Origin of the sequence: Vibrio sp. TRT 29B02 (assembly GCF_050113655.1) — a bacterium.
In the GTDB taxonomy this organism is placed as follows: domain Bacteria; phylum Pseudomonadota; class Gammaproteobacteria; order Enterobacterales; family Vibrionaceae; genus Vibrio.
Genome location: NZ_JBNJOJ010000036.1, coordinates 1 through 22838 on the forward strand (window position 1 = coordinate 1; position 22838 = coordinate 22838).

Genomic DNA, 22838 nt, shown 5'->3' on the forward strand with positions numbered 1-22838 from the left:
GATTATTTTAATACTTTAAAGAGTACGGCATTTCAGCCTCGTCATTTTCCCTCGGTAGTTAACGTAGTGACAAAGTCACTTGGTAATTAAGGTACGACAGAATCGCTTGGTGATCACATGAGCTAGCCTCACCAGCTAGCTCGAAGCTGGACAAAAGTTTGTCAGTGACCTTGCTAAATTAGTAATCAATGGATTACTTCAAGTATAGGGAACTTCGCCAAGCAAAAGGCAAGACCTGAACCTATTAGTAACAGCCATCATAAAGAAAAAGGGTAAGCCAGTTATCAGCTTACCCTCTCACAAAAAATCAGTCGTACGGACTCAGCGCAACATAGCGTGTGAGCTGCTCTTGGCAGCACTAGATGGCATAAGCCTACTAGTGATACATATGTATTCGAAGCACCTTACCCGTACAGCTCAACACTAACTTACTAGTATGGACTTCGCAATTCTTTTTTCATTAGAACCTGAGCTAAGTTGTTTTCCTTCCAAGTAAAAAACCAATCTCTTCCTTTCAAATACTCTATTACCTTCTTATTCGAGAATCTCATACGAAGTTTTTTAGACAACATATCAATCAATCCATATTTAAATTCATCCGTAAAGAAAGGATTGCTAAAGCTATCAAATAACATACAAGTTAATTCTGTAGACTGTTTAATAGCATCATCATCGCTAAGCTCTATTTTTCTCATAACTTCACACTGCAAGAACTCAGTTATTTCTTTACGAGAGTTCCCGTTGAACCAAGACAACACCATAATCTGAAAGTAACCTAATGGAACTTTATTCTGTTCAATTAACCCCTCATCATTATGCTTAATATCAAATAAGTCTAACAATGTGCTTTGGCTAATTGGGTAATCACTAAAGTTAGTTTTTATAGAAACAAGCAAATTAAGAGTCTCAATACTATTAGCCTTACCTTTATCTTTCATTTTACTTAAAAGAAGCATTGATTCATCATAAATTTTCTTTCTCACTACATCTTTAAGTTCTACAGAAGAATTTTCCGTCAATCCATTTAGCCCAACCACAAGTTGAGTAATTATATATGTAGTTCGAACTCGAATATCCATACTATAGATAAAGAATGACACCTCCAAAGAAAACACACATAGCTTCATTATTCTATCTGTTTCTGTATTATTGATAGCTTGTATTACTCTTTCGTCCTCTATCAACCTGAAAAGCCTTCTACGAATTTCACCTAAAGCATAGCCAGTCAAACTTTCATAGCTTACGTTATTAACTTTTACCAGTCTCTTTAAGTCACGAATAAATAAATTGGATTTTCTTGATGGATTTATTGAAGATATAAACTTGATATCATCTACATCAGGATTATCTTTAGTAATAAGATCAAAATACTCATTAACGAGCTTTTTGCAGTCCATTTTGGCTATCGTTAATCCCGTGATAAACGGAACTTGGCAATGCTCTGTTTTAGACTCATTTATGAATAATTTATACTTTTCCAGTTCATCAACAACAACTTCCATTATAGTTGTAGATGCCGCCATGCTTTTAGTGTATAAAAAGTAATCATCAACATACCGCCTAATCGTGTAGTCCGAATCAAAATATAGCTCACAATCATTTTTCAACCTTCTAATTATATTTAGATCTATATTTTGGAGTATCACCTCAGCATATATTCTAGAGAACTCTGGGCCAACCAAAATTCCACTTGATTCTAAATCATTTGAATCTTCCATCAATTTTCTAAATTGTAAGTCAAACGAATAGTAATCAGAATACCTCTTTGAGAAATCCTTGCCCTTCACCGCCCAAGTAAAAGTTGGCGTATATATATTATGGAAGCATTTTGAAATATCAAACTTAGTAAGAAAATCAAACTTCTTTTCAATTCTATGTGACTCATACGAATCATAATACTTATATAAAAAATTATACTTTTTATAAGTAAAGTATGAACTGGCATATACTGATGTTTGTTCAAACGCATCTTTTTCGGTCTCAACTCCAGTGTCTTTGTCCAATAAAGAGAAAGAAGCCAGTTCTTTTTCATAATATCTCGATGCAATCTTATGAGGTGCTCTAAGACTTATAGGACTTCTACTACACAACTCGGTAATTAAAGAGTCATATTCTCCATATAACTTGGTTATTTGTCGTTGAATAGTTGGATGAGGGACAGATAATAATCGTTTACTCTTTGAATTCTTACTTATTCTATAATTATAGGGAACTGTGTAAGTATCCACGTAGAAGAAATGATCAACAAACTTACTAATATCTTCATCTACCTTCTTATAATGCCGACTTTTTTTATCCTGACTTCTTAGGTAGAAGTAAGCGCCCTCATTGAGAAAGGTGATAGGTACTTCGTAAGGAAGTGTATCAGTCAGCATGACTCTAAGGTGATCATGTTTATCTATTTTTACTTTTGACATTACCAACACCTTTTAATATTTCTACAATCTTTTCTATTAAATGAGTTCATTACTCTTTTACTAAACCCGAAGTAAAAAGACAATTTCTTTACCTTCACCAGTCTATTACCATGAGCTTTTTTATCATAGTTATCTATATAATTAATAGCCTTAGCCACACTACCTTTCTTAGTGTTAATAAGTTTCTGATAGTATTTATCTAGCTCTTTAACCTGAGAGCTGTCATTTATCAATGGATAGTTATAATATATTCCAGACTTAAGACGAGTTCTCTCTATATCACCTATAATATACTGATTTCCAGTTAAAAACTCCAAACGAGCCAAAAGCAACCTAAAGTTCCTAGTTCTAACATAAGAGGAAAAAGACCTTCTAACTCTATATTTTATTTTCCCAATCTTCTTATCACTAATTTTAACAATAACTTCTCTTTTTTGATTTTTGTTTCTTTTGTTAACATTACTTGAAGTAATTATCTTATAGCCTAAATAGTCTAGTGTTGAACGTGGCTTATTCTTACAATTCAAGTCTATTAACTTAGTTTTATCGTTAAAACTTAACTCAGGAGAGTTTCTTTTAAGAATGTCTTCTAAATCAGACATAATCTGCTTACTATCTCCAGTAAACATAATTATTATGTCATCAACAAACCTAGCATAATAATAAACGTTCTCTAGCTTTCTAACCTCGCGGTCAAACGGACGTATTCTAATTTCAGATAACGTTGAACTTAAAGACATTCCTCTTGGTAAGCCAGTCACACCTATGCTTTTTAAACTATCATCCCAGCATTTTAATACACATCTATTCTGGTGTGATAACAACCATTCATTTATTACATACTCTAGCACCTTATCTCTATCTACTGTTTCATAAAATTCTTTAATATCCAATCTAAGAACTTTAATTGGTTGTGTATCACTTAGTAAAGATATAACCTGCTTAACAATAGCATGCCTATCGCCAGCGTTTATTTTAAATAGCCTTCTTATATTATCATTTAATTTTTTACATACTACTTCATCTTCTGAAGAGCTAAAATCATATGTATCCTTACCCATTAACTTGAAGCACTTAAAAGTAGAAAACAAGTATTTCTCTCTTTCTAACTTCGCTTCCAATTTAGTGTACATTTCATCAAAAAATACATCAAATGACTTAGAATGATTCCATTTATGCCAGATATTTGATGATATGTTTTTTATATTTTTCTCACTTATTGACTGATCTAACATTCTAAAAATCCTTTTTTATATTTGAAGCCAAATAATTATAATACACTTCAGATTCTAAAAGACTCAAAAAATGACTTGATCTACTCATGAATACTCTTGACAAGAAAAATATAACAATTGAAAACATCATTGAACAAAATACGTAGTAACCTACAAAAGAAGACACAAAGAGAATAAATGAAAAGTTTCTATAAAAACCAAACCTAGCTAAAAACACCTCGACATTATTATTCTTGCAATTTTGAGAGACGAAAGCCTTGCAGTATCGAAACATTGTTTTTTCAGTTATTATGTCAGGAAGTAATTTTCTTACTTTTGCTTCTGCTTCCATTTGATCCCTTGATACTCTTTTATTTATTCTAAAAATCTTAATCTGAGTTCTATGGAATCTATTTGATAATGCGTCTACCAGCATTCCTAATAAAAGCAGTAGGACTGGCATTATAATAACAAGTACAGGAGAGAACTTTGATAGTAACTCTAGGATTTTAAAGTGGTCAAAATCTACATAGAAAAATACTGAAAAAAGAATTATAAGAAGTGTTGCTAATCCTATGGATAAATTGTTAAACACATCCCATAAGCTTAGCTTTCCATTGTCAAACATTATCTAGTCAGCCATCTGATAAATATGAAGTTATAGCGGCCACTTTATATTCTTTAAGCATCCGATTTTGTGATCTAAGACATACAAATGCCATCAATAACCTAAGATCGCCATATACTCAGAACGACTTGTAAAGCGTTTCTTAGGCTCTTGATCACTTAGCTCTAGCCGTCGAATAACGGGGTCAGATCTTGCCTTTTGACAATCATTACTTTTTGTATGTCAAAGTTAACTGAAAATCTATGTTCGTACTTTGGTTCACAACACGTTTCGGGGCAGGCCTTAGCCAGCAAGATCACAATTGGCACTGCAATGACATGCGTCTATGGGTGTTCAAGCTTGATTGTGTTTATTCAACCACTTCAACCCTTCACGATTGGCAATCCCTTGTATGTTTTGCTGATCAATAAACGAAACTACAGACTTGGCGTTGGTTTTCGAGAATTCTCGCAGTGCCCAGCCTATCGCTTTTTGTATAAAAAATTCATTGTCAGCCTGATTTTCTTTGATGATCTCAAATAATAGCTTTTCATCCGTCTGCTGTTTGAATCTCAATTGATAAAGTAATGCAGTTCGCCGCAACCAAATATTATCTGAGTTACGCCAACGACTAATGTACTGTCGAGTTTGGTCGGAATGGTTGATATACAGAGCAGCTGTAATGTGTGAGGAGAGAAAATCAACCGTATCCCACCATGATTTCGTAATGATAAGCCACTCTAATTCATATAGAAACGCTTCTGGTAGCTGGTTTTTACGTTTAATGAGCAAGTCAACTGCGATCAGTTGAAATTCCCTTTCAGGAAGTGACCAAAGCTCTCTGACAATGCTAGGTAAATCGTCTATCTCGGGGAGTTGTTCTTTTGAGAAAAGTGGTTTAAGCACTTCTCTCCTTTGAGTTGATTTAATCCCCAAGAATCGAAACTGATTGCGCATGTATGCCTGCATCTGTAGTGCATCAGCACTATTCGCCAAAGGTTCAAGCATTGTCTTTACCGTTATATTCCAAGGATGCATTCAAATGTTCCTAAGGCTCATTGAGTTCAATGATAAAGTTTACTTATTACATTATGTATATCAACACGACTCGGTTATATAGTTCAGTATGTCGGAGCGTAGCTCGGAATGGGGCAATAGTGAGTTAGCTATTCCTCTAAAGTCCATATTCCTCTAAAGTCCATAAATGCACAGGAAAACAATGAAAGTGATTTCTAGTATTTAGGGATAAGAATAAGCCCGCAGCAGAGGTGCGGGCTTTAAAGGAAACGAAAAGTTGAGCATCACACTTTAAAGCGGCCAACCAAGTCGTATAGTTCGTTGGCACGGTGGTTGAGCTCTTGGCTACCAGCGCGATTCTCATTTGCCAGTTCGGCAGATTGCGAACTCTGGTCTGAAATGACAACCACACGTTGAGAAATTTCCTGACCCACTAGGCTTTGCTCTTCCGTTGCCGTTGCGATAAGTGAGTTCATATCCATGATGGTTCCGATTGATTCCTGTATCTGAATGAGCGCTTTGGCGGCGGCATTCGCTTCTTCAACGGTACTTGCACCACGTCTTTGGCTAGACTCCATCGCTTTCACTGCATCGTCAGAGGCGGCTTTTAGTTGCTGGATCATCTGGTGAATCTCTCCAGTACTATCTTGAGTGCGGCTAGCCAGTTTGCGTACTTCGTCAGCTACGACCGCAAAGCCTCGGCCTTGTTCACCCGCACGAGCGGCCTCAATGGCTGCGTTCAGCGCAAGTAGGTTAGTTTGCTCAGCGATGTCTTGGATGACTTCCAGTGAAGAGGAGATATTCTGTACGTCGCCTTCTAGACGAGAAATAACGCCATTGGCTTGTGAAACCTCTTCAGCGAGAGCTTCAACCGATTGTGCCGCTGAATTAACGATGTGCTGCGCTTCTTTCGCGTAGTCATCCGCTTCTTTGGCTGATGATGCCGCCTGACTCGCGTTGTTGGAGATCTCGCTAGCTGTCGTTGTCATTTCGGTCATTGCCGTCGCGACTTGTTCTGTCTCTTCACGTTGCCCTGAAGCCAACTCATCGACTTTAGCAGCACGCTGGGACATATTGTTGGTTTCCGCGACGACTTGCTGGCCGACATCACTAACGTTTGCAATGATGGTCTGAAGGCTGGCAACGAAAGCGTTAAAGTTACTGCTTAGCCTAGCAAATTCAGGGGCTTTAAACGCTTCCATACGAGCGGTCAGGTCAGCGTCACCGCTTGCAAATGAGCTAATGGAGTTATCAAACATTTCTAGCGGTTTCATAATGGTACGATTTATCGCAACTGCGAAGACAGCAACGATCCCCGCGATGACTAGACAGAAAATGACGATAGCTGACAAGGTAGTTTGCAACGCACTAATGGTTGCGGCTTCCATATCGGCGATGATGGCATCAATATCATCTGTGTAGAAACCAGTCCCCAGCATCAAATCCCACTCTGGAATAAAGATTGAGTAGCTCAGTTTAGGTAGAGGCTTAGTTTCGCCTGGTTTAGGGAAGTAGTAAGTGGTGAACTCGCCAGTCTTTGCGTTACGGATGAGATCTTGGATCAGGTAGTTGCCTTGTTGATCTTGTAGATTCCAGAAGTTTTCTCCGATCCCTTTTTCACTCTGCCCCTGAACACGTCGTACACCTTTGGAGTCGTAACCAAATACGTATCCTGATTCACCGTATTCTAGTGTTTTCAGGGTTGGGTATGCCTCCGCAAGGCTCGCACCTTTCTCTAGAAAAGGTTCGATGGAGGATTTGGCCATTTGAAGATAGTTCCTTAGTTCGGCTTTCTTCAAGTTCATTAAGTTAGCGCGAGTAACTTCGATTTGTTGCTCGTTCAGTTCGGTGGTTTTCATGTAGGTAAAGCTAAGCATACCTAACGCGATAACTAGCAGCGGAACCAATGCCAAAATATATAAGCGGCTGCGAATTGTAAGACTCATACAAACATCCTGTTTAAGTAATAGTGGCTCATTGACCATACTGCGATCTAGAGGACCGAATAGGCAAGAAGCTTAATTATTGGAATCATGCTTATAGACCAAAAGTTTATCTTATAAGATTAGCCAATTTATCGGCTCAGGACTGTGAATCTTGAGGGGTTTGCAGATTCTCGATATTAGACCTTAGTACAATCTATCGAAAACATTGCTTGTCGTCGCAGTAACTCTTTGCTGTCAACCATTTAGACTAGTGGTTAAAGGTTGTTGGTAAACTTGATGTATAGCCAATCTGCCCATCGCTTTTACACGCAATGGGCAGCGGCCATCGTAGAAAATCGTCAATTTAGTTATGTTTTTACCTCGATGTTTCTGCGAAACCGTTATGGCTATTGATCATCGCTCACTGACGTTAAGTATCTGTGCCAGTTTTGACTCACTGCTTGATATTGATAGATACAAAAATCTTTACGATCCGCCAGATAGTCGTTTTCGACTTCGTCTAATAAGCTTTTATGTTGTTCAGGGTTGCTGCCATAAACTAGGCACAAAGTTGAGAAGTAGCGTTGTAAGTCAAAGCTGTGCTCGTCTATGTATTCACCAAAATCGTAATAGTCAGGACGATCTTCGGATTCAAAGGCGAACATATCGGCGGCACTGATTGCTGCATCTTCTCCATTTTCCACATATTCGATCATCATTAGCGCAGCAAAATTATCTACGGCATCTTCTTCCTTGCCTAAAATCGGGATGTTTTGGTCGGCAATATAAGCGTGTCCGGCTTCGTGAAGCAGGGTGTGTAATACGGTATCAATGGCACCGGCTTGCGCACTCTTGCCAAATTTTTTGTCATACTGATTTTTCTTAAAGTAATCCAGTGCTTGCTGATAGAACTCGTAAGGCATATGAACCTGATGCGTTTCTGGATCGTAAAGTGGGCCTTGATCGCCACCGTATTGGATGGTTAAGGTGTTTTTGAACGGAAAAATACTCTGCGATAAGTCGACTAAGGTTTGGTTTACACCACTTTGCTCAATCTCAGACTTGGCCATTTTCTCAACCTCATTTTGTGGTTTAAGATAGCGAATGACAACACTTTCTGAACCGGCAAAGACAGTAGATGCAAACAGCATTAGCGAAGGAAGTAACACACGATAAAACATACTCAATCCTTATTATTATCTTGGCATGGATGGGCTTAACTAATACTGGCATATAATGAACGATTTCGCTCTAGTTTGCCGTTGGTAACACTCAATTTTGAACGATGGATTGAGGGCAGGGTTGTTCAAGTGAATAGAGGGGAGTGAAATGATGATTATCATTAGGGAAGCAGCTATGCTTGTGCTACACTCGCCGCCCTTTTCCGTTTCTATGAGATAAATCACCATGAGCCTTAAAAAAGAACTTCAAAACCTTCATAACCGTCTAGATACTTGCCAACGTAAACTGGACGCAGCTAAAGGTCGTGGTGATCAGGAAATGATTTCTCAGTTCACTGATGAAATTGAAAAACTCAACAAGAAAGTAAGCTCAATGAAGCATAAGCAGCAATTCGATCGCAACAAAGAGCGTAAGAGCTTGCAGGATATGCCATTCTCTCGCGAAATCACGAAAGCGGAACAGGCGGATATGGGTAAACTGAAAAAGTCGGTAAAAGGTTTAGTGGTGGTTCACCCAATGACAAAGTTGGGCAAAGAGTTGCGCATTGAAGTGATGACAGGCTACGCACCGAACAAGTTCTAATGCCAACGTCTTGTATGTATTTAAAAAAAGCGCCTAACGGCGCTTTTTTGTTTTGGTGTTACGCCCAGTGAGCACTCACTATTCTTGAGCTGTTTGGGGTAATAGGAACACACCATTGGGGTTGATGGTTAGGTAGGCGTGGTCTGCGTAACTGGCGTCGAACTGTGATGAGTTGAGTTGTAACAATAGCTCGTGACCTTGCCATTGAACCACGACTTCATACATAGACCCCATATAAGCAAAACTGCTGACCTGACATTGCTGGCAAGCCTCTCCTTCTTCGGCGAGGAGGATTGCTTCAGGTCGTACACCAATCTCATAGTCGCCAGCGACAATGCCAGCGAGATTATCTTGATTGGCTTTCAATCGGTAGCCATGGATATCAACGTATGTGCCGTCGTAATGGCCGCTAAACATGTTGGCTTCACCCATAAAGTTCGCCATGAACATAGATGCCGGATGCTGATACAACTCTGTTGGTGTACCTTGCTGCATGATGTCGCCATCTTTCATAACAATAACGGTATCGGAGACGGCAAATGCCTCAGCTTGGTCATGAGTAACATAGAGTGATGTGATATTAAACCGCTGCTGTAGGTCGCGAATAGTTTCACGCATATTTCGGCGTAAGTTGGCATCTAGGTTACTGAGTGGTTCATCAAATAGCAGAACTTTGGGTTTTAGAACCAGAGCGCGAGCAAGAGCGACACGTTGCTGTTGACCACCGGAAATTTGGTCGACGTAACGTTCGCCAAATCCCTCTAAGTCGACTAATTTTAGAGCGTCTTTGACTCGCTGTTTGATTTCGGCTTTATCTAGGCCAAGCATTTTTAAACCATAACCAACGTTGTCTGCCAGCGACATATGTGGGAACAAGGCATAAGATTGAAACACCATACAAATGTCACGATGTTGAATGGAAGTATTGGTGACATCTTCTCCATCGATAAAAATCTGCCCGCTGGTGGGTTTTTCTAATCCCGCCACTAAGCGCAAGACGGTGGTTTTGCCACATCCTGATGGTCCGAGTAGGGTGACGAGTGCCCCTTTCTTAATTTCAAGGTCTAAATCGCCAATGACGGTCTTATCCCCAAAGCGTTTGCAGACATTCTTTAAGACTACAAAGTTTTCTTTTTCCATGAGTTATATCTCCAATTGCTACTCTTGGTTATTGGCTTTGGAACGCGAGACGCGTGCTTCACCGACAAGAAAATCAAAAATCAAAATAATCGCTAACATGACAACAATTAGGATTGAGCCATAAGCAATCGCAATCCCGTATTCGCCGTCTTCCACTCGATTTAATATGTACGAGGTGGCAACGCGAGTTTCGGGGGTGACCAAGAAAATAATCGCGCTGACGGTGGTCATCGCTCTCACGAAGCTAAACACTAAGGTTGATAAAATCGCAGGGCGTAGGAGTGGCAACAGCACATGTGTAATGGTTTTAAGCGAGTTTGCGCGTAGGCTAAGAGAGGCTTCATCAAGTGCTTTATCAAGTTGGCCAAGACCGGCGATACCTGAGCGAATCCCTACCGGAACATTGCGCATTACCATAGAAATAACCACAATTGCCGCAGTACCCGTTAAGTAGATCGGAGCATCGTTAAACGCGAGAATGTAAGATACACCCGCAACCGTGCCAGGAACGGCGAAACAGAGCATGGTGGCAAATTCAATCACTTTCTTACCATGGAATTGCTGGCGAACCACAATATAGGCAATCAGCAGACCAAAGAAAGCGGTCAAAGGCGCAGCAATGCCAGCGTAGATCATCGTTGTGATAAGCGATGGCCATGCACCTTCACCAAAACCACTGCCGAATAGGTTTAAGTAGTTAGATAGGGTTAGGCTGTAGTCTACGCCCCAGTTAACTGTAAAGCTTCCATAGAAGATGCTGCCGTAGAGTAGGATGTTAAACGCCATCCAGAAGTAAAGTAGGCCACAGACCGCATGTTTTAGAGAGGTAGGCAAAGGTTGCACATCGCCGCGATAGGACTTCCCAGAGATGGTGACGTATGAGCGCTTACCAATCCATAGGTACTGAACGACGAAAATGGCGAGTGAGAAGAGCAGCAGAACCGCACCGAGAGTACTTGCTGATGCGTAGTCCAGTTGAGCACCTGCGATATAGAAATAGATCTGCGTTGCCAGTACGTCAAAGCTACCACCGAGCACAAGCGGGTTACTAAAGTCAGCTAATGACTGAACAAATATAATTAGGAAGCTATTAGCTAGTGCCGGTTTAAGCAGTGGCATGACGATTTTGAAGAAGGTTTGATAGCGGTTTGCACGCAAGGTATAAGACGCTTCTTCGAGTGAAGGGTGTAGTGACTTCATTGCCCCATCCAGAATCATAAATGACATAGGAGCAAAAGCGAGTACCTGTGCAAGCCAGATACCAGTGAAACCGTACAGCCAGTTGGTCTGTTGTAGACCAAACCAGTTGACCATGAGTTCGGTGATGTAACCAGAGCGACCCAACATCAATGTCACACCAAGGCCGACCACAAAAGGTGGCGTGACAATCGGTAAAATGGAGAATATACGTGCGATAAACGCACTGCGCTGCGCAATACGAGTTGTATAAATAGCGAAAATCAGACCAAAGAAAGTCGCACCGATACCAACAGCGATACCTAAGCCAACCGAGTTGATTACGATCTGAATAATGTGCGAGCGACTGAGGATATCGACAAACTGCCAAGCGACAAAGTTGCCCATTTCATCCTCAAACATTGGGACGAAAATGGCAAAGCTCGGATAGATAATAAAGACGGTGATCAACAGAACGATAGCGATCAGTGAGCCCACGACGAAGGCATCTCCACCAAGGTATTCTAGGCGTGAGAATGCGAGTGTCATGACGGCACCTAACACCGTAAACAACACTATGGTGGCATAACCCATACCGTGTTCGGTGTACCAAGAAGAGATCAGCACCAGCAGCATACAAAATGCGGAGTAGCCAATATCAAACTGATGACGACGTTTGGCATATTTGTTTTGTGTTTTTAATGGACGTAGCAGCAAAACAGCAGGAAGGCCGAACCATAACCACGAAATATTGACACCACTCCAACCCATGGCGGAATAAAACTCATCAGGAGTAGAGTCGATCAAACCATAGTCGAGAGCAAAGACAGGAAGAAGAATGAAAGCGACTACCAAGCTCAATATCCAGTAAAATACGGGATCGCGCTTAGTAAGTTCAGGGCTAATATGCGCGGTGAGTTCGTTCATAATTAATACCTAAATTTATGAGCAAGTAGGGTGATGACAAGCATCATCACCCGTTCCCAGTTGGATTATTGACCCATCTTGACGATGTTCACCCATTTGTTGATCAAACGTTTACGTTCGTCTGATGAACCGTACGTTTCCATATCGTAATCAATGAGCTCAAGTGTTTTAGGATCAAGAGCGTTTGGCGATTGCTCGGCAGTCGTATTGGTTAGGATTTGGAATGATTGACCTTTTTTCCATGCAGTTTCCTGACCCTCTTTCGACAAAACGAAATCCAAGAATTTCTGTGCATTTTCTTGGTTACGCGCTCCGTTTATAATACTTACACCGCCGATTTCGTAGCCTGTACCTTCACACGGAGCGATAAGTTCTAGAGGTGCGCCTTTTGATTGTTCTAGCGAGTAGTCGTGCAAGAAGCCGATACCGATAGCGACTTCACCACGAGCGGCGTTGCGCGATGGTGTTACGCCTGATTTAGTGTATTGAGAGACGTTTTTATCCAACGCTTTGAAGTAGCTAAAGGCTTTGTCTTCATCCCAGAGCTGTATAAAGGTGGCGAGCGCGGTATAAGCGGTACCAGAGCTTTGTGGGTCTGAAATTTGAACTTCACCCACATATTCCGGCTTAGTTAGGTCACTCCAGCAGCGAGGAATTGCCAAGCCTTTTTCTGCCAGACGGTCCTTATTGACCCCAAAACCTAGAATCCCCATGTAAACCGCAGAAGAGTAGTTACCTTTGCGTTTGGCTGGGTCTTTAAAATTGTCCATGATGAATTCTAATTGAGGGGATTGGTAAGCTTGGAGCAGATCCATCTCGCCAGCTTGCGATTGAGGATCGAGCGTACCGCCATACCATACGTCCGCACGAGGGTTCTTTTTCTCGGCATCAATTTTTGCCAGCGTACTGCCTGAACCATTTCGAACGAACGACGTTTTTACATCATACTTCTCTGAGAAAGCTTTTGTTGTCGCTTCGCACATGGCGTTGGTCGCACTACAGTAAACCACTAAACGACCATCGGCGAGCGCTTGAGGTGCAGCGATTGATGCTGCAAGAATGCAAGCAGAGAGTAGGCTGCGTTTTGTTCCAACTTTCATGTTATTTCCTCTTGTTGTATCCAACTGTAGGGTTGGTAAGTCCTTGCGGTATAAGGCAACGAGAGGGAATTTATCAGTTAGGTTATGGCTATCCCTGCCCGTTGTTGAGCTTTAACAAAAGGAAGAATTAACAGTCCAATTAACGCTGCTGAGAGCGTAACGACGCTGAAAAATCCTTCCCAGTTAAACTGGTCGATTACAAGTGCGAGCGGGTATCCCGCCAGTGCAGCACCAAGGTAGGCAAATAAGCCAACAAAACCGGTCGCGGTGCCCGCCGCATCTTTGTGAGAACACTCTGCTGCGGCCATGCCAATCATCATTTGTGGCCCAAAGACAAAGAAACCAATGGCAAAGAAGCAGCCAGATAAAATGATGAAGTTATCCAAAGGGGTAAGCCACAAAGCGGCCACAGAAACAAAAATCCCCAGAGCAAATAGCAGTATCATCGGTGCTCGGTTGCCGTGAAAAAACTTGTCTGATCCCCAGCCCCCAAAGAGCGAGCCGAGTAAGCCTCCTACTTCAAACATTGACACGACACCATTGGCACTGAAGAGTTGGTATTCGTGACGCTGAGTAAGATAGAGATTGCCCCAATCATTGATTGCAATGCGAACTACATACACCAATAGATAAGAGCTGCACAGCAACCATATATATTTGTTTGCCAATACGTAGGTCTTCACTATTTGCCAAAACGGTAACCCACGCCCTTCTGCTTCATGTGCAATTTCTATGGGGTCGTTAACCCATTCACCAACTGTGGGTAGCCCCATCGAGGTCGGCTTATCACGTAGTCGGAAGCAGAGCATTACACCAACGATAATGGCTAGACTTCCTGGGAGGATAAAGCCAAAGCGCCATCCCCAAGTTACCGCGGCAAAGCCAATCGTTATGGGTATTATCGCGCCACTTAAGTTGTGGCATGTGTTCCAAATAGACCACCAAAAGCCACGTTCAGATCGTGAATACCAACTGGTTAACAGCTTGGCGCACGGTGGCCATCCCCATCCCTGAAAAAACGCGTTTAAAGTCCAAAGCAGCGCGAACATAAATAGGGAAGAACTCAAGCCAAAGGCAATGTTGATCAATCCTGTAAAAATCAGCCCAAGCCCCATAAAGTAGGCAGGTTTGGTTTGATCACTCACCATACCGGAGAGAAACTTTGACACGCCGTAGGTGATATAAAATAGCGTTCCCAAAATACCGATGTCGGAAGTCTCCAGTCCTAAGTCGGTGATCATACTTGGCATCGCAAAATTGAGACTTTTACGGGTAAAGTAAAAAACACCATATCCGACATACATCACCATCATTAGCTGAACTCGCCAATAACGGTACATTTGGTCAATTTGATTTGGGCTTTTGTCAGCGACTAACACGAGCTCCTCTCCTTGGCATGAAAGAATGGTAACCAACCCATAGATGGAATGAATTAGACGGTTTTATATATCTCTAGGAAATTTTCCTAGTTTGGTGGAGATGTTGTGTTTTTTGTGGGTAAGTTAACAAATATCCTACTCCCCAATGAATTTGAGGTGATACTCATCGTTCCTCCGAGAGCACTGACTCGTTCTTCAATGCCTCTGAGGCCTTGTCCTTTCAGCCTCCAGTTCTCAGGTAGGCCTATACCGTTGTCACGCAGTTCTAAACTGAAGCGCACGCCGGGCACTAAAGAGAGTTGTACTTGATTGGCTTGCGAATGCTTGCAGACATTATTGAGTAGTTCTTGGACGATGCGATAAAGCGTCACCGCGGTAATATCATCAAGCCGTTCGGCAAAAATACCGAAGTTAAGACTAAAATCGATATCGCGCTCGGCAAACTTCATTTCCGCAACTAACTGTCGAATCGCACTTTCAAGACCTAGCTCATCAAGAGCATGAGGGCGTAATTGTTTGAGAAGCTGACGAGTTGAATCATGGATTCTTAGTGCTAACTCGTTGGTTGTGTTAGCAATATTGATTTGTTGTTCATCACCTGCCAATCGCTTTGCGAGCATTGATTGAATCTGAATCGCGGTAATATTTTGGCCAATCTCGTCATGAAGCTCGCGAGCCACGGATTTACGAATGTCTTCTTCAACATGGACGAGTTGGCTTGCCAGTTGCTGTTTACTGGCGAGTTCATTGGCGAGTTTTAAGTTAGCTTGATGAAGTTGTTGTGCAAGGAAGTACTGACGACTGATCGCGATACCTAAACCAAGACCAATAAATGCTTGGGTAGAGATAAAAGTTTGCAATTCTAAATCGCTATCGAAGGAGCCGGTTACCTGTCGCGCAGTAGTGAGCAAAATACTGTTCATTACGCTGGCCAGAACGCCCCCTTGCCATCCGTAACGATAAGCCATGAATATGTTGGGCAATAGAAAGATCAGCAGAGCCAAAGACTTCATCTGCTCGAATAATGTCAGCTCGGTAATTAAACCAATCGCAAAAAACAACAGGCACCAGATGAGGGCTGACGGGCGCAACACCACTTCTTGATGCACTAATGTTGGCGTGAGTGGCTGCCATACTTGGCGGCGCAGATAGTCATACACTAGGTAGAAAAACGGTGTGAGCAGAATGCCGCCAGTGAGTACCGCAATGCCACCTTGAAGCGCATACATGCCACCTAAGCCTACCGGTTTACTCAACAGCAGTAATGCAAAACCACAAACGTGAGCGTAGGCGAGAGCAAGTGCAGACAATGCGAGCAAGCGCTGCCAATAGATTTGAAGCGGTCTCCAAAACTGTTGAAACATGATCGCGATGGCATGGTTAAAACAGGCAAAGAGAATCAGAAGGTAGCAATAAATAGGCGCATTAGTTAATTGAACCAAGCTAGCCACAAGCAAAACCTCAGACATGGTGAACCAAGGCCAAAGTTTTCGCGTGGTTAAAGTATAGATAGCGAGTTTAAACCCAGTTGGTAACAGAAGACCGGCCAACAAAATATCAGGCGTTAGGTAGAGACTGACATTCCATAAACAAAACCAGCAAATAACATATCCCAAGATGGCAAAGCTATAACTAAAGCCTTTAGTTAAAATCAGTTTTGGTAATTGCTGTCGTCGAGTCAGTTCACTCATACAGGTTCATCACTGAGCAGCTTATGATGGAGTGCAAAGCGAATCAGATCGACGTTATTGGAGAGATCCAGCTTGCTGAGGATATTTGCGCGGTGGACATGAATGGTTTTATGACTGATGGACAGCTTGTTGCCGACTTCTTTCACATCTAAACCTTGAATCAGATGATCGAAGACTTCTCGCTCGCGTTTGGTTAGCTCTTTCAATGCGGAAGAGGCTGATGAGGCATTGCTAAGATTGACTAATGCGTCGGTACACAAGTAATGATCACCTGCGGCGACCTTACGAATCGCGGTGACCAATTCACCTGGTCCACAACGTTTCGAAAGGTAACCATAGGCGCCAACATCGATGGCTTTACTGACAAACGATGCTGAATCATAAATGCTGAGCATGATGGCTTTTAAGTCAGGTTGTTTTGCTCGCAACTTCTCTAGCAGTACTAAGCCACTCTCATCGGGCATCGATATGTCGATCACAGCAACATCTATGTTCGATACAGAAAGGACGCGATATGCATCACGTGCGTTATCAAACTCGCTGTGCACTTGTATATCGGGTTCACACGACAGGAGTTGAGCAAAACCTGAGCGGACCATAATATGGTCGTCGACAAGAGAAACAGAAATCATAGCGGTTTCCTTGAGGTAGCTTGTAGCAAAAGTTCTAGCAAAAGTGACATATTGAATTAAGTATCAACGCTAGTGAGAACAACTATAAGGAATTGTTGACTCTGTCAATAGATATCGTGGTATCCATCATTTCTGATGGTAAAAGTGCTAACACGAACCAATTTGTTTGAAAGTTGGTCCGTGTTTTTGGCACTGAATATCGAGCTTGTGAAGCAGGGAAGGGAAGCCCCAACCATTTTTACCTTCAACCACTTTTTCACCAGTCAAATACTCAAACAGAGTAGGCGCTAATGAACCATTGGCCTCCGATTTAAGTGGCGTTGCCGCTTGACCAATTGGTGTATAGCTGGTCAGTTCTCGCCACTGAGTGGCATTACACCATGTTTGGCTCTCATTCGGGTTCACACGTTCGTCAAACCTTGTTCCATCTCGATTGGCCATGATGCGTATTTGGCAGTGATTTTCACCGCAGGCTTGTTCACGTACGATCATATAATCCAATGAATCATCTAGGTAGTTTAGGGATTCGGCAATAATGTCTACGCTTTTACCTTGTGCATTGATCGGCTGCCAGTTGATTAACTCAGCGTAGACAGGCTGACTGTCCCACCCTTGCTTTGAATTGAATAGGTCGAACATGAAGTTGCCTCCAGTGGTTGAGGCGACAAAATTTGGTATGCCAATTTGGGATGCCTGTCCCTTGTTCGTCTTGTTCGCCTTGAACGGAAAAATACTCTGCGATAAGTTGACTAAGGTTTGGTTTATACCCCTGATGATTGAAAATGCTTGTTTTTCTTTAGAATCAGGATCATGCTACGAACCGTGAAAATCACACTGACTCCTCAGCAGAAAATCCTACTTCGCTCTTTATTTATAAGGATACTCAATGACTTCGGAGACGATTGCACTAACCCTCGCTAGTGTTGGCTTACTGGGTTTGATTTGCCAATGGGTTGCATGGCAGCTAAAACTTCCCGCTATTTTGTTTCTACTCATAGCAGGCTTGTTAGTGGGGCCTGTACTTGGTCTATTTTCTCCTCAAGAAGCGTTGGGGGATCTATTTTTTCCAGTTATCTCTTTAGCGGTTGCAGTGATTCTTTTTGAAGGCAGCTTGACGCTCAATTTTAAGCAGATCAAAGGGATAAGTAAGAGTGTTTGGAGCATAGTAACGATCGGCGCTGTGGTGTCATTGATTATTACTACCGTGGCGACGCATTATTTATTAGGCCTAGATTGGGCGCTGGCATTTTTGTTCGGGAGCCTGACGGTGGTCACTGGGCCAACCGTGATAGTTCCCTTGCTACGAACGGTCAGACCGAGCTCGAAGCTCGCCAATATTTTGCGTTGGGAAGGGATACTTATTGATCCTCTAGGCGCGCTGTTTGTAGTGATGGTATACGAGTTCATTGTCTCGCACAGTCAAATGCACAGTTTGGCGGTATTTGGTTTGATTGTGGTGATTGGCTTTTCTGTCGGCATCGCCGCAGGTGTGTTGGTTGCATCTATGATACGGCGCCACTGGCTACCAGAGTACTTACAGCCTTTTGCTGTGCTGACCATCTTGTTAGGCGTGTTTGCCTTATCCAATTACCTAGCACACGAATCGGGTCTATTGACAGTAACCGTGATGGGTATTTGGCTGGCGAACGCCAAAGGCGTCAACATCAGTCATATCCTCCACTTTAAAGAAAACCTGACCATTTTGTTTATTTCTGGCTTATTCATTCTGCTCGCTGCTAGGGTTGAGTTGAGTGACTTTGCTCAGCTTGGGTGGGCAGCTTTGGCGCTGTTTATCGTGATTCAGTTGGTGTCGCGCCCAGCTTCCATTTTCTTATCCACCTTGCGCAGCAATTTAGAAATTAAAGAGAAAGCATTTCTTGCTTGGGTGGCACCTAGAGGTATTGTTGCAGCAGCGGTGTCGTCTCTATTTGCCATTAAGCTAACTCAGCAAAATGTTGAGCAAGCCAACCTACTTGTCCCACTTATCTTTATGGTCATCATCGGTACCGTGGTGCTGCAAAGTGCCACCGCTCGTCCGATTGCCAATCTGCTTGGGGTCGCTGAGCCAGCACCAAGAGGCTTTTTAATCGTTGGCGCGAACGATGTGGCGAGAGCATTGGGTAAAGCGATTCAAACTTACGGTTGTCGCGTGCTTATGTCAGATACCAACTGGGATTATGTTAGTAAAGCACGTATGGGTGGTTTTGACAGCTATTATGGCAACCCGACTTCAAGTCATGCCGATGAGTACCTTGATTTGATTGGGATAGGGCAAGTGTTGGCAGTTACGCCCGATCAGCACTTAAACTCGGTGGCTAGCGTGCATTTCTCTAATGAGTTTGGTCACCGTAAGGTGTTTAGCCTGCAAGATAAGAAAGAGCAGGAGAGGTTAGATAAGCATAGCCATAACTCGGAACACGCCTACTCTTTGCTACTCGGAGGCACGACTAGTTACAAGAAGCTCGCGAGTCTGATTAGCCAAGGCGCAGAAATAAAACACACTAAGCTGAGTGATAGCTTTGGTTACGAGGATTACCAAGCGCAGTATAAATCAGCGACAGTGGTGCCACTGTTTACGGTTAACAGCAAGCAGCACATTCAAATGCTTGCTCAAGCTGATGAAACGGTCCCAGTGAGTGGCGATATTGTCGTTTCTTTGGTGAAAGAGAGTTAACACTCTTAGAGTGATTTCTTTTTAGTGCCTATTTCAGCGATTTGTGATGCATAGCCGTCTCCAATTTTGATCTGACGCAATCAAGCTTGTGACTACCTCTTTTGGGGTGGTCGAATACAATGACAACTCACATAAACTAGAGCGTAAACAACTACAATTAACACGGTTATACGTATGAGAAGCAGAATTCAGAGAGATACTCTGTCAGAAGGCGCTTCAACTAGGATAATGTGATGAGCAAGCCTAAAACGACAACTTCTGAAAGCCGTCGGCGATTTCTCCGCGATACGGCGCGAACGGCTGCAGGTGTGTGCGCCGCCGCAACCATCTTGGGTTTATAGTCAGTACAAATACAAATCAAATTTACATATGCTCATAAATCAAGCTATACGCCTGTTTTTGTTTGTAGGTATTTTCGTTCGCGGTTGTGAGCTCCTCCTTATAAACTACCTAGTAACCCATTAACTGCAACAGGTTTTCGGCGGTTTTAACCGCCTCTTTTCTGTTGGCGATATTGAGTTTCTGGTACAAGTTGCGAATATGGGTTTTGATGGTTGTCCCCGCTACATCTAGCTCTTGGGCGATCTGTTCGTTGCTAAAACCAGAATAGATCAGCCCGAGAACTTGCCATTCACGCTGAGTCAGTGGACTGGTGCGAACCAACTCTGGGATGTTCGGGTGGTTGACCAGCTTTTCAACAAACTCTTCATCAAAGTGAACAGAACTGCTGCGTTGAGTGGTTGAGATATCTTTGAGTAGCTGTTGTGCGCGGTGACGTTCTAAATCTCCCAGCTCATTCTTATGGTTGAGCTTCTCCAAGATATGACCCACTTTCGCGCCATCTATGAGGAAATTACCTAACATACCCGTCTGATTGGTCAGTGCTAATGCTTTCTTTAGTTGTTCACGAGCGCTCTCTTCGTCATCTTGTGAGATGGCGAGTACAGCGGAAACAATCAGGTTTCGGTTGGTGTCGGTCAGCAACTCATTTTCCTCTGCCTGTTGCTGGAGGAAATTAAGTGTCTCAGTGGCTTGGTCAAAAAGCCCTAGTATGATTTGCGCACGCGCAATATTACGCCACTGAAGTTGAGTAAAGTGGTTACATGCATGCTGAGGCTTAACTGTTGTTTCCAACCACTGTTTGATTGACTCGTGATCGCCGCGAGCCTGCCAAAATAGGATCAGAGAGAGCGAGGCGTTGGCAGTCCAGTCAACGTGATAGGTAGATTGTTTGAGTAAGTGAACAATCTGCTCGATAAACTTACCTGCCTTATCCAGCTCGCCTCGGCCAATCGCGATACGTGCCAGCATTGAGTAGCTATGTAAGTGCTTACTCGGGCTGTGGTTACCAAGGATATCCAGACCTTTATAGGCACATTCTTCTGCTTCATCCAGTCGATTCCAACACCATAGGATCTGGGCGCGTACACGAAGTAAGAACTCATGCAGCGGAACTTGTTGCAGTTGTTGTTCTTCTATCAGTTTAAAGGCGTTGTCTTGCACTTCGAAAGCGGCTTGAACGTAGCCCTGTGCAATCAGAATTTCACTTTGTTGCAGCATCGCCCATAAAGCCTGATGGTAGACCTGATACTGGCGAGCCAGTTTCTCTGTTTGCTGCATCATTGGCAGAGCTCGGCTAAGATGACCAAGTACGTGGTTGACCTCACCCACGACTGACGTCGCAACAATACGGCTACGGTAAACCGTGCTGTCCAACTGGCTTAGCGCCAGTTCTGCTAACTCTAGCGCTTGTTCTGGTTCGTTACGGTTAATGGCAACCTGAGCGCGAAGGGCATTGAACTCACCTTGCTCTTTGGTGCTTAGAAGCACATTGAGCTTACTCATCTCTTGGTCAGCTTTTGATAGCAGGTCACCAACATCGTTGTAGCGGTGCTGACTCTGCGCTAGCCAAGCCTGCAACATACAAAGCTTAGGTTCACTGTAGAGCTGTTCTGTGGTGAGAGAGTTGATCGCTTTTTCGAGTGTTTGCAGCTCACCACCATTAAACATCTTCCAGCCATACTGAGTCAGGATATCTGCGGTTAACTGGCTGTCTTTGGCTTCTTGTGCATGACGAAGAGCTTGATGAGGCGAGGAGAGTTTTAGCCACGCTTTAGCGGCTGCATGGTGGAGTTGCTTCTCTTGCTGAGGAATTCTCGCACTGCGCTCGTGAGCAAGGAACTCGGCAAACAGATTATGGAAACGGTACCAGTTTTGCTCTCCCTCGAGAGGGTGAATAAACAGACCAAAGCGATTGAGAGACTCGATCATGCTCAGTGCATCTTCTCGCTGAGTCAGTTCAGAGACCAGTTGATCGTTAAAGTGATCAAGGACAGAACACTGAAGCAAGAATTGGCGGGTTTCGGTATCTAAAAGATCAAACACTTCTTCTATCAGGTAGTCCCAGAGGTGTGCGTGGTTGAACTGAGAGAAAGACTCGGCCGACTGAGCGAGAGTTTTGTTTTGATGCTGCGCTTGCAGAGCGATCAACTGTAGTGCTGATGGCCAGCCTTCTACGTAGTTACGCAAATTGGTCGCGGTGGTATCGTCAATGCCATCGGCGATACGTTGATTAAAGAAGCGCGTTGTCTCTTCGGTATCGAAGGCGAGCATTTCGTCGCCGATCTCGATCATTAAGTCTCGCACGCGAAGGTTAGCCGTCCCCAGTGGTGGTGCTGCTCGGCTGGTCACAACCAGTGTGAGGTTGTCTGGCATATGCTTGAGGAAAAAGCGCATAGCTTCGTGAATTTCGTCATCAGAAATCAGGTGATAGTCGTCCAGAACCAAATAACACTCTTGATGAAATTGAGACATCTCAGTGAAAACTTCACCGAATAGGGAGTGAAGTGAAGAGAATTGGCGTTTTTCTGCAAGTTTTTGCGAGTTTGGGCAACTGCCATCGGTGGCTTTGTTCAGTGCCTGAAGCAGGTAGTTCATAAAGCGAAAAGAATCGTTGTCACTTTCGTCAATGCTGTACCAGCCGACGTGTGACTTGTCCGATAGCCATTGAGCCGCCATGGTGGTTTTACCATAGCCAGCGGGTGAGCGGAGTAGCACCAATTTGTAGAAAGGAGCCTGCTGGAGCAGATCTAATACCCTTGGTCGTACAATGGCGTTATGTAATCGACCCGGACGCGTTAACTTAGAAGGAATCCACATCTTTTTATTCCCTATT

At 43.1% G+C, this 22838-nt stretch carries 14 protein-coding genes and 2 pseudogenes; 3 read left to right on the forward strand and 13 right to left on the reverse strand.

Features of this window, described 5'->3' with window-relative positions:
- Positions 1-431 precede the first annotated feature (431 nt).
- From drt3b to ACQEXT_RS18390, 5 genes are all read right to left on the reverse strand, one after another.
- Complete coding sequence (gene drt3b / locus ACQEXT_RS18370; protein WP_426953141.1) at positions 432-2417, reverse strand: antiviral reverse transcriptase Drt3b; 1986 nt, start codon at positions 2415-2417, stop codon at positions 432-434.
- On the reverse strand, positions 2417-3652 hold the full coding sequence (drt3a, locus tag ACQEXT_RS18375; protein WP_337163054.1) for an antiviral reverse transcriptase Drt3a: 1236 nt from the start codon (positions 3650-3652) through the stop codon (positions 2417-2419). Before drt3a ends, drt3b begins: the two co-directional genes overlap by 1 nt.
- Before the next feature lie 940 nt (positions 3653-4592).
- Positions 4593-5276: a DNA alkylation repair protein gene (locus ACQEXT_RS18380; RefSeq protein ID WP_138971681.1), complete on the reverse strand. Its 684-nt coding sequence runs from the start codon at positions 5274-5276 to the stop codon at positions 4593-4595.
- Between the two features lie 263 nt (positions 5277-5539).
- Positions 5540-7201 (reverse strand): methyl-accepting chemotaxis protein, encoded by a 1662-nt coding sequence (locus ACQEXT_RS18385; protein ID WP_138971247.1) that lies wholly within the window; start codon positions 7199-7201, stop codon positions 5540-5542.
- A gap of 386 nt (positions 7202-7587) precedes the next feature.
- Entirely contained in the window at positions 7588-8361 is a 774-nt protein-coding gene (locus ACQEXT_RS18390) for a DUF4344 domain-containing metallopeptidase (RefSeq protein ID WP_426953142.1), read from the reverse strand.
- Positions 8362-8587: 226 nt separating this feature from the next.
- On the opposite strand from ACQEXT_RS18390, the gene ACQEXT_RS18395 reads away from it, so the two are divergent.
- Positions 8588-8944 carry a YibL family ribosome-associated protein gene (locus ACQEXT_RS18395; RefSeq protein WP_138971249.1) on the forward strand — a complete coding sequence of 119 codons (357 nt, stop codon included), beginning with the start codon at positions 8588-8590 and terminating at the stop codon, positions 8942-8944.
- A gap of 78 nt (positions 8945-9022) precedes the next feature.
- Here the strand turns inward: ACQEXT_RS18395 and fbpC are convergent, their stop codons facing one another.
- From fbpC to ACQEXT_RS18430, 7 genes and pseudogenes are all read right to left on the reverse strand, one after another.
- A complete protein-coding gene (gene fbpC / locus ACQEXT_RS18400; protein ID WP_426953143.1) occupies positions 9023-10084 on the reverse strand; it encodes a ferric ABC transporter ATP-binding protein in 1062 nt (353 codons plus the stop codon).
- Between the two features lie 18 nt (positions 10085-10102).
- On the reverse strand, positions 10103-12187 hold the full coding sequence (locus ACQEXT_RS18405; protein ID WP_331418099.1) for an iron ABC transporter permease: 2085 nt from the start codon (positions 12185-12187) through the stop codon (positions 10103-10105).
- Between the two features lie 65 nt (positions 12188-12252).
- Positions 12253-13287 (reverse strand): ABC transporter substrate-binding protein, encoded by a 1035-nt coding sequence (locus tag ACQEXT_RS18410; RefSeq protein ID WP_331418098.1) that lies wholly within the window; start codon positions 13285-13287, stop codon positions 12253-12255.
- 77 nt (positions 13288-13364) lie between these two features.
- A complete protein-coding gene (gene uhpC / locus ACQEXT_RS18415; RefSeq protein WP_426953144.1) occupies positions 13365-14666 on the reverse strand; it encodes an MFS transporter family glucose-6-phosphate receptor UhpC in 1302 nt (433 codons plus the stop codon).
- 86 nt (positions 14667-14752) lie between these two features.
- Complete coding sequence (locus tag ACQEXT_RS18420) at positions 14753-16357, reverse strand: MASE1 domain-containing sensor histidine kinase (RefSeq protein WP_426953145.1); 1605 nt, start codon at positions 16355-16357, stop codon at positions 14753-14755.
- Complete coding sequence (locus ACQEXT_RS18425; protein ID WP_426953146.1) at positions 16354-16989, reverse strand: response regulator; 636 nt, start codon at positions 16987-16989, stop codon at positions 16354-16356. The genes ACQEXT_RS18420 and ACQEXT_RS18425 overlap by 4 nt, the downstream gene beginning before the upstream one ends.
- Before the next feature lie 147 nt (positions 16990-17136).
- A pseudogene (locus tag ACQEXT_RS18430) lies at positions 17137-17679 on the reverse strand (alkaline phosphatase family protein); the annotation flags it as partial.
- 196 nt (positions 17680-17875) lie between these two features.
- Between ACQEXT_RS18430 and ACQEXT_RS18435 the strand changes: the two are divergent.
- Positions 17876-19663, forward strand: a complete 1788-nt coding sequence (locus ACQEXT_RS18435; RefSeq protein ID WP_426953147.1) for a cation:proton antiporter — start codon at positions 17876-17878, stop codon at positions 19661-19663.
- A gap of 233 nt (positions 19664-19896) precedes the next feature.
- A pseudogene (locus ACQEXT_RS18440) lies at positions 19897-20001 on the forward strand (twin-arginine translocation signal domain-containing protein); the annotation flags it as partial.
- 112 nt (positions 20002-20113) lie between these two features.
- Here the strand turns inward: ACQEXT_RS18440 and malT are convergent.
- Complete coding sequence (gene malT, locus ACQEXT_RS18445; protein WP_426953148.1) at positions 20114-22822, reverse strand: HTH-type transcriptional regulator MalT; 2709 nt, start codon at positions 22820-22822, stop codon at positions 20114-20116.
- Positions 22823-22838: the final 16 nt, after the last annotated feature.

What these genes read in the sequence shown, in the direction of transcription:
- fbpC (WP_426953143.1), bottom strand. Translation starts at nt 10,084, where the DNA reads ATGGAAAAAGAAAACTTTGTAGTCTTAAAGAATGTCTGCAAACGCTTT.
- ACQEXT_RS18435 (WP_426953147.1), top strand. Translation starts at nt 17,876, where the DNA reads ATGACTTCGGAGACGATTGCACTAACCCTCGCTAGTGTTGGCTTACTG.
- ACQEXT_RS18385 (WP_138971247.1), bottom strand. Translation starts at nt 7,201, where the DNA reads ATGAGTCTTACAATTCGCAGCCGCTTATATATTTTGGCATTGGTTCCG.
- ACQEXT_RS18390 (WP_426953142.1), bottom strand. Translation starts at nt 8,361, where the DNA reads ATGTTTTATCGTGTGTTACTTCCTTCGCTAATGCTGTTTGCATCTACT.
- ACQEXT_RS18420 (WP_426953145.1), bottom strand. Translation starts at nt 16,357, where the DNA reads ATGAGTGAACTGACTCGACGACAGCAATTACCAAAACTGATTTTAACT.
- drt3b (WP_426953141.1), bottom strand. Translation starts at nt 2,417, where the DNA reads ATGTCAAAAGTAAAAATAGATAAACATGATCACCTTAGAGTCATGCTG.
- ACQEXT_RS18395 (WP_138971249.1), top strand. Translation starts at nt 8,588, where the DNA reads ATGAGCCTTAAAAAAGAACTTCAAAACCTTCATAACCGTCTAGATACT.
- ACQEXT_RS18410 (WP_331418098.1), bottom strand. Translation starts at nt 13,287, where the DNA reads ATGAAAGTTGGAACAAAACGCAGCCTACTCTCTGCTTGCATTCTTGCA.
- ACQEXT_RS18405 (WP_331418099.1), bottom strand. Translation starts at nt 12,187, where the DNA reads ATGAACGAACTCACCGCGCATATTAGCCCTGAACTTACTAAGCGCGAT.
- ACQEXT_RS18380 (WP_138971681.1), bottom strand. Translation starts at nt 5,276, where the DNA reads ATGCATCCTTGGAATATAACGGTAAAGACAATGCTTGAACCTTTGGCG.
- drt3a (WP_337163054.1), bottom strand. Translation starts at nt 3,652, where the DNA reads ATGTTAGATCAGTCAATAAGTGAGAAAAATATAAAAAACATATCATCA.
- ACQEXT_RS18425 (WP_426953146.1), bottom strand. Translation starts at nt 16,989, where the DNA reads ATGATTTCTGTTTCTCTTGTCGACGACCATATTATGGTCCGCTCAGGT.
- malT (WP_426953148.1), bottom strand. Translation starts at nt 22,822, where the DNA reads ATGTGGATTCCTTCTAAGTTAACGCGTCCGGGTCGATTACATAACGCC.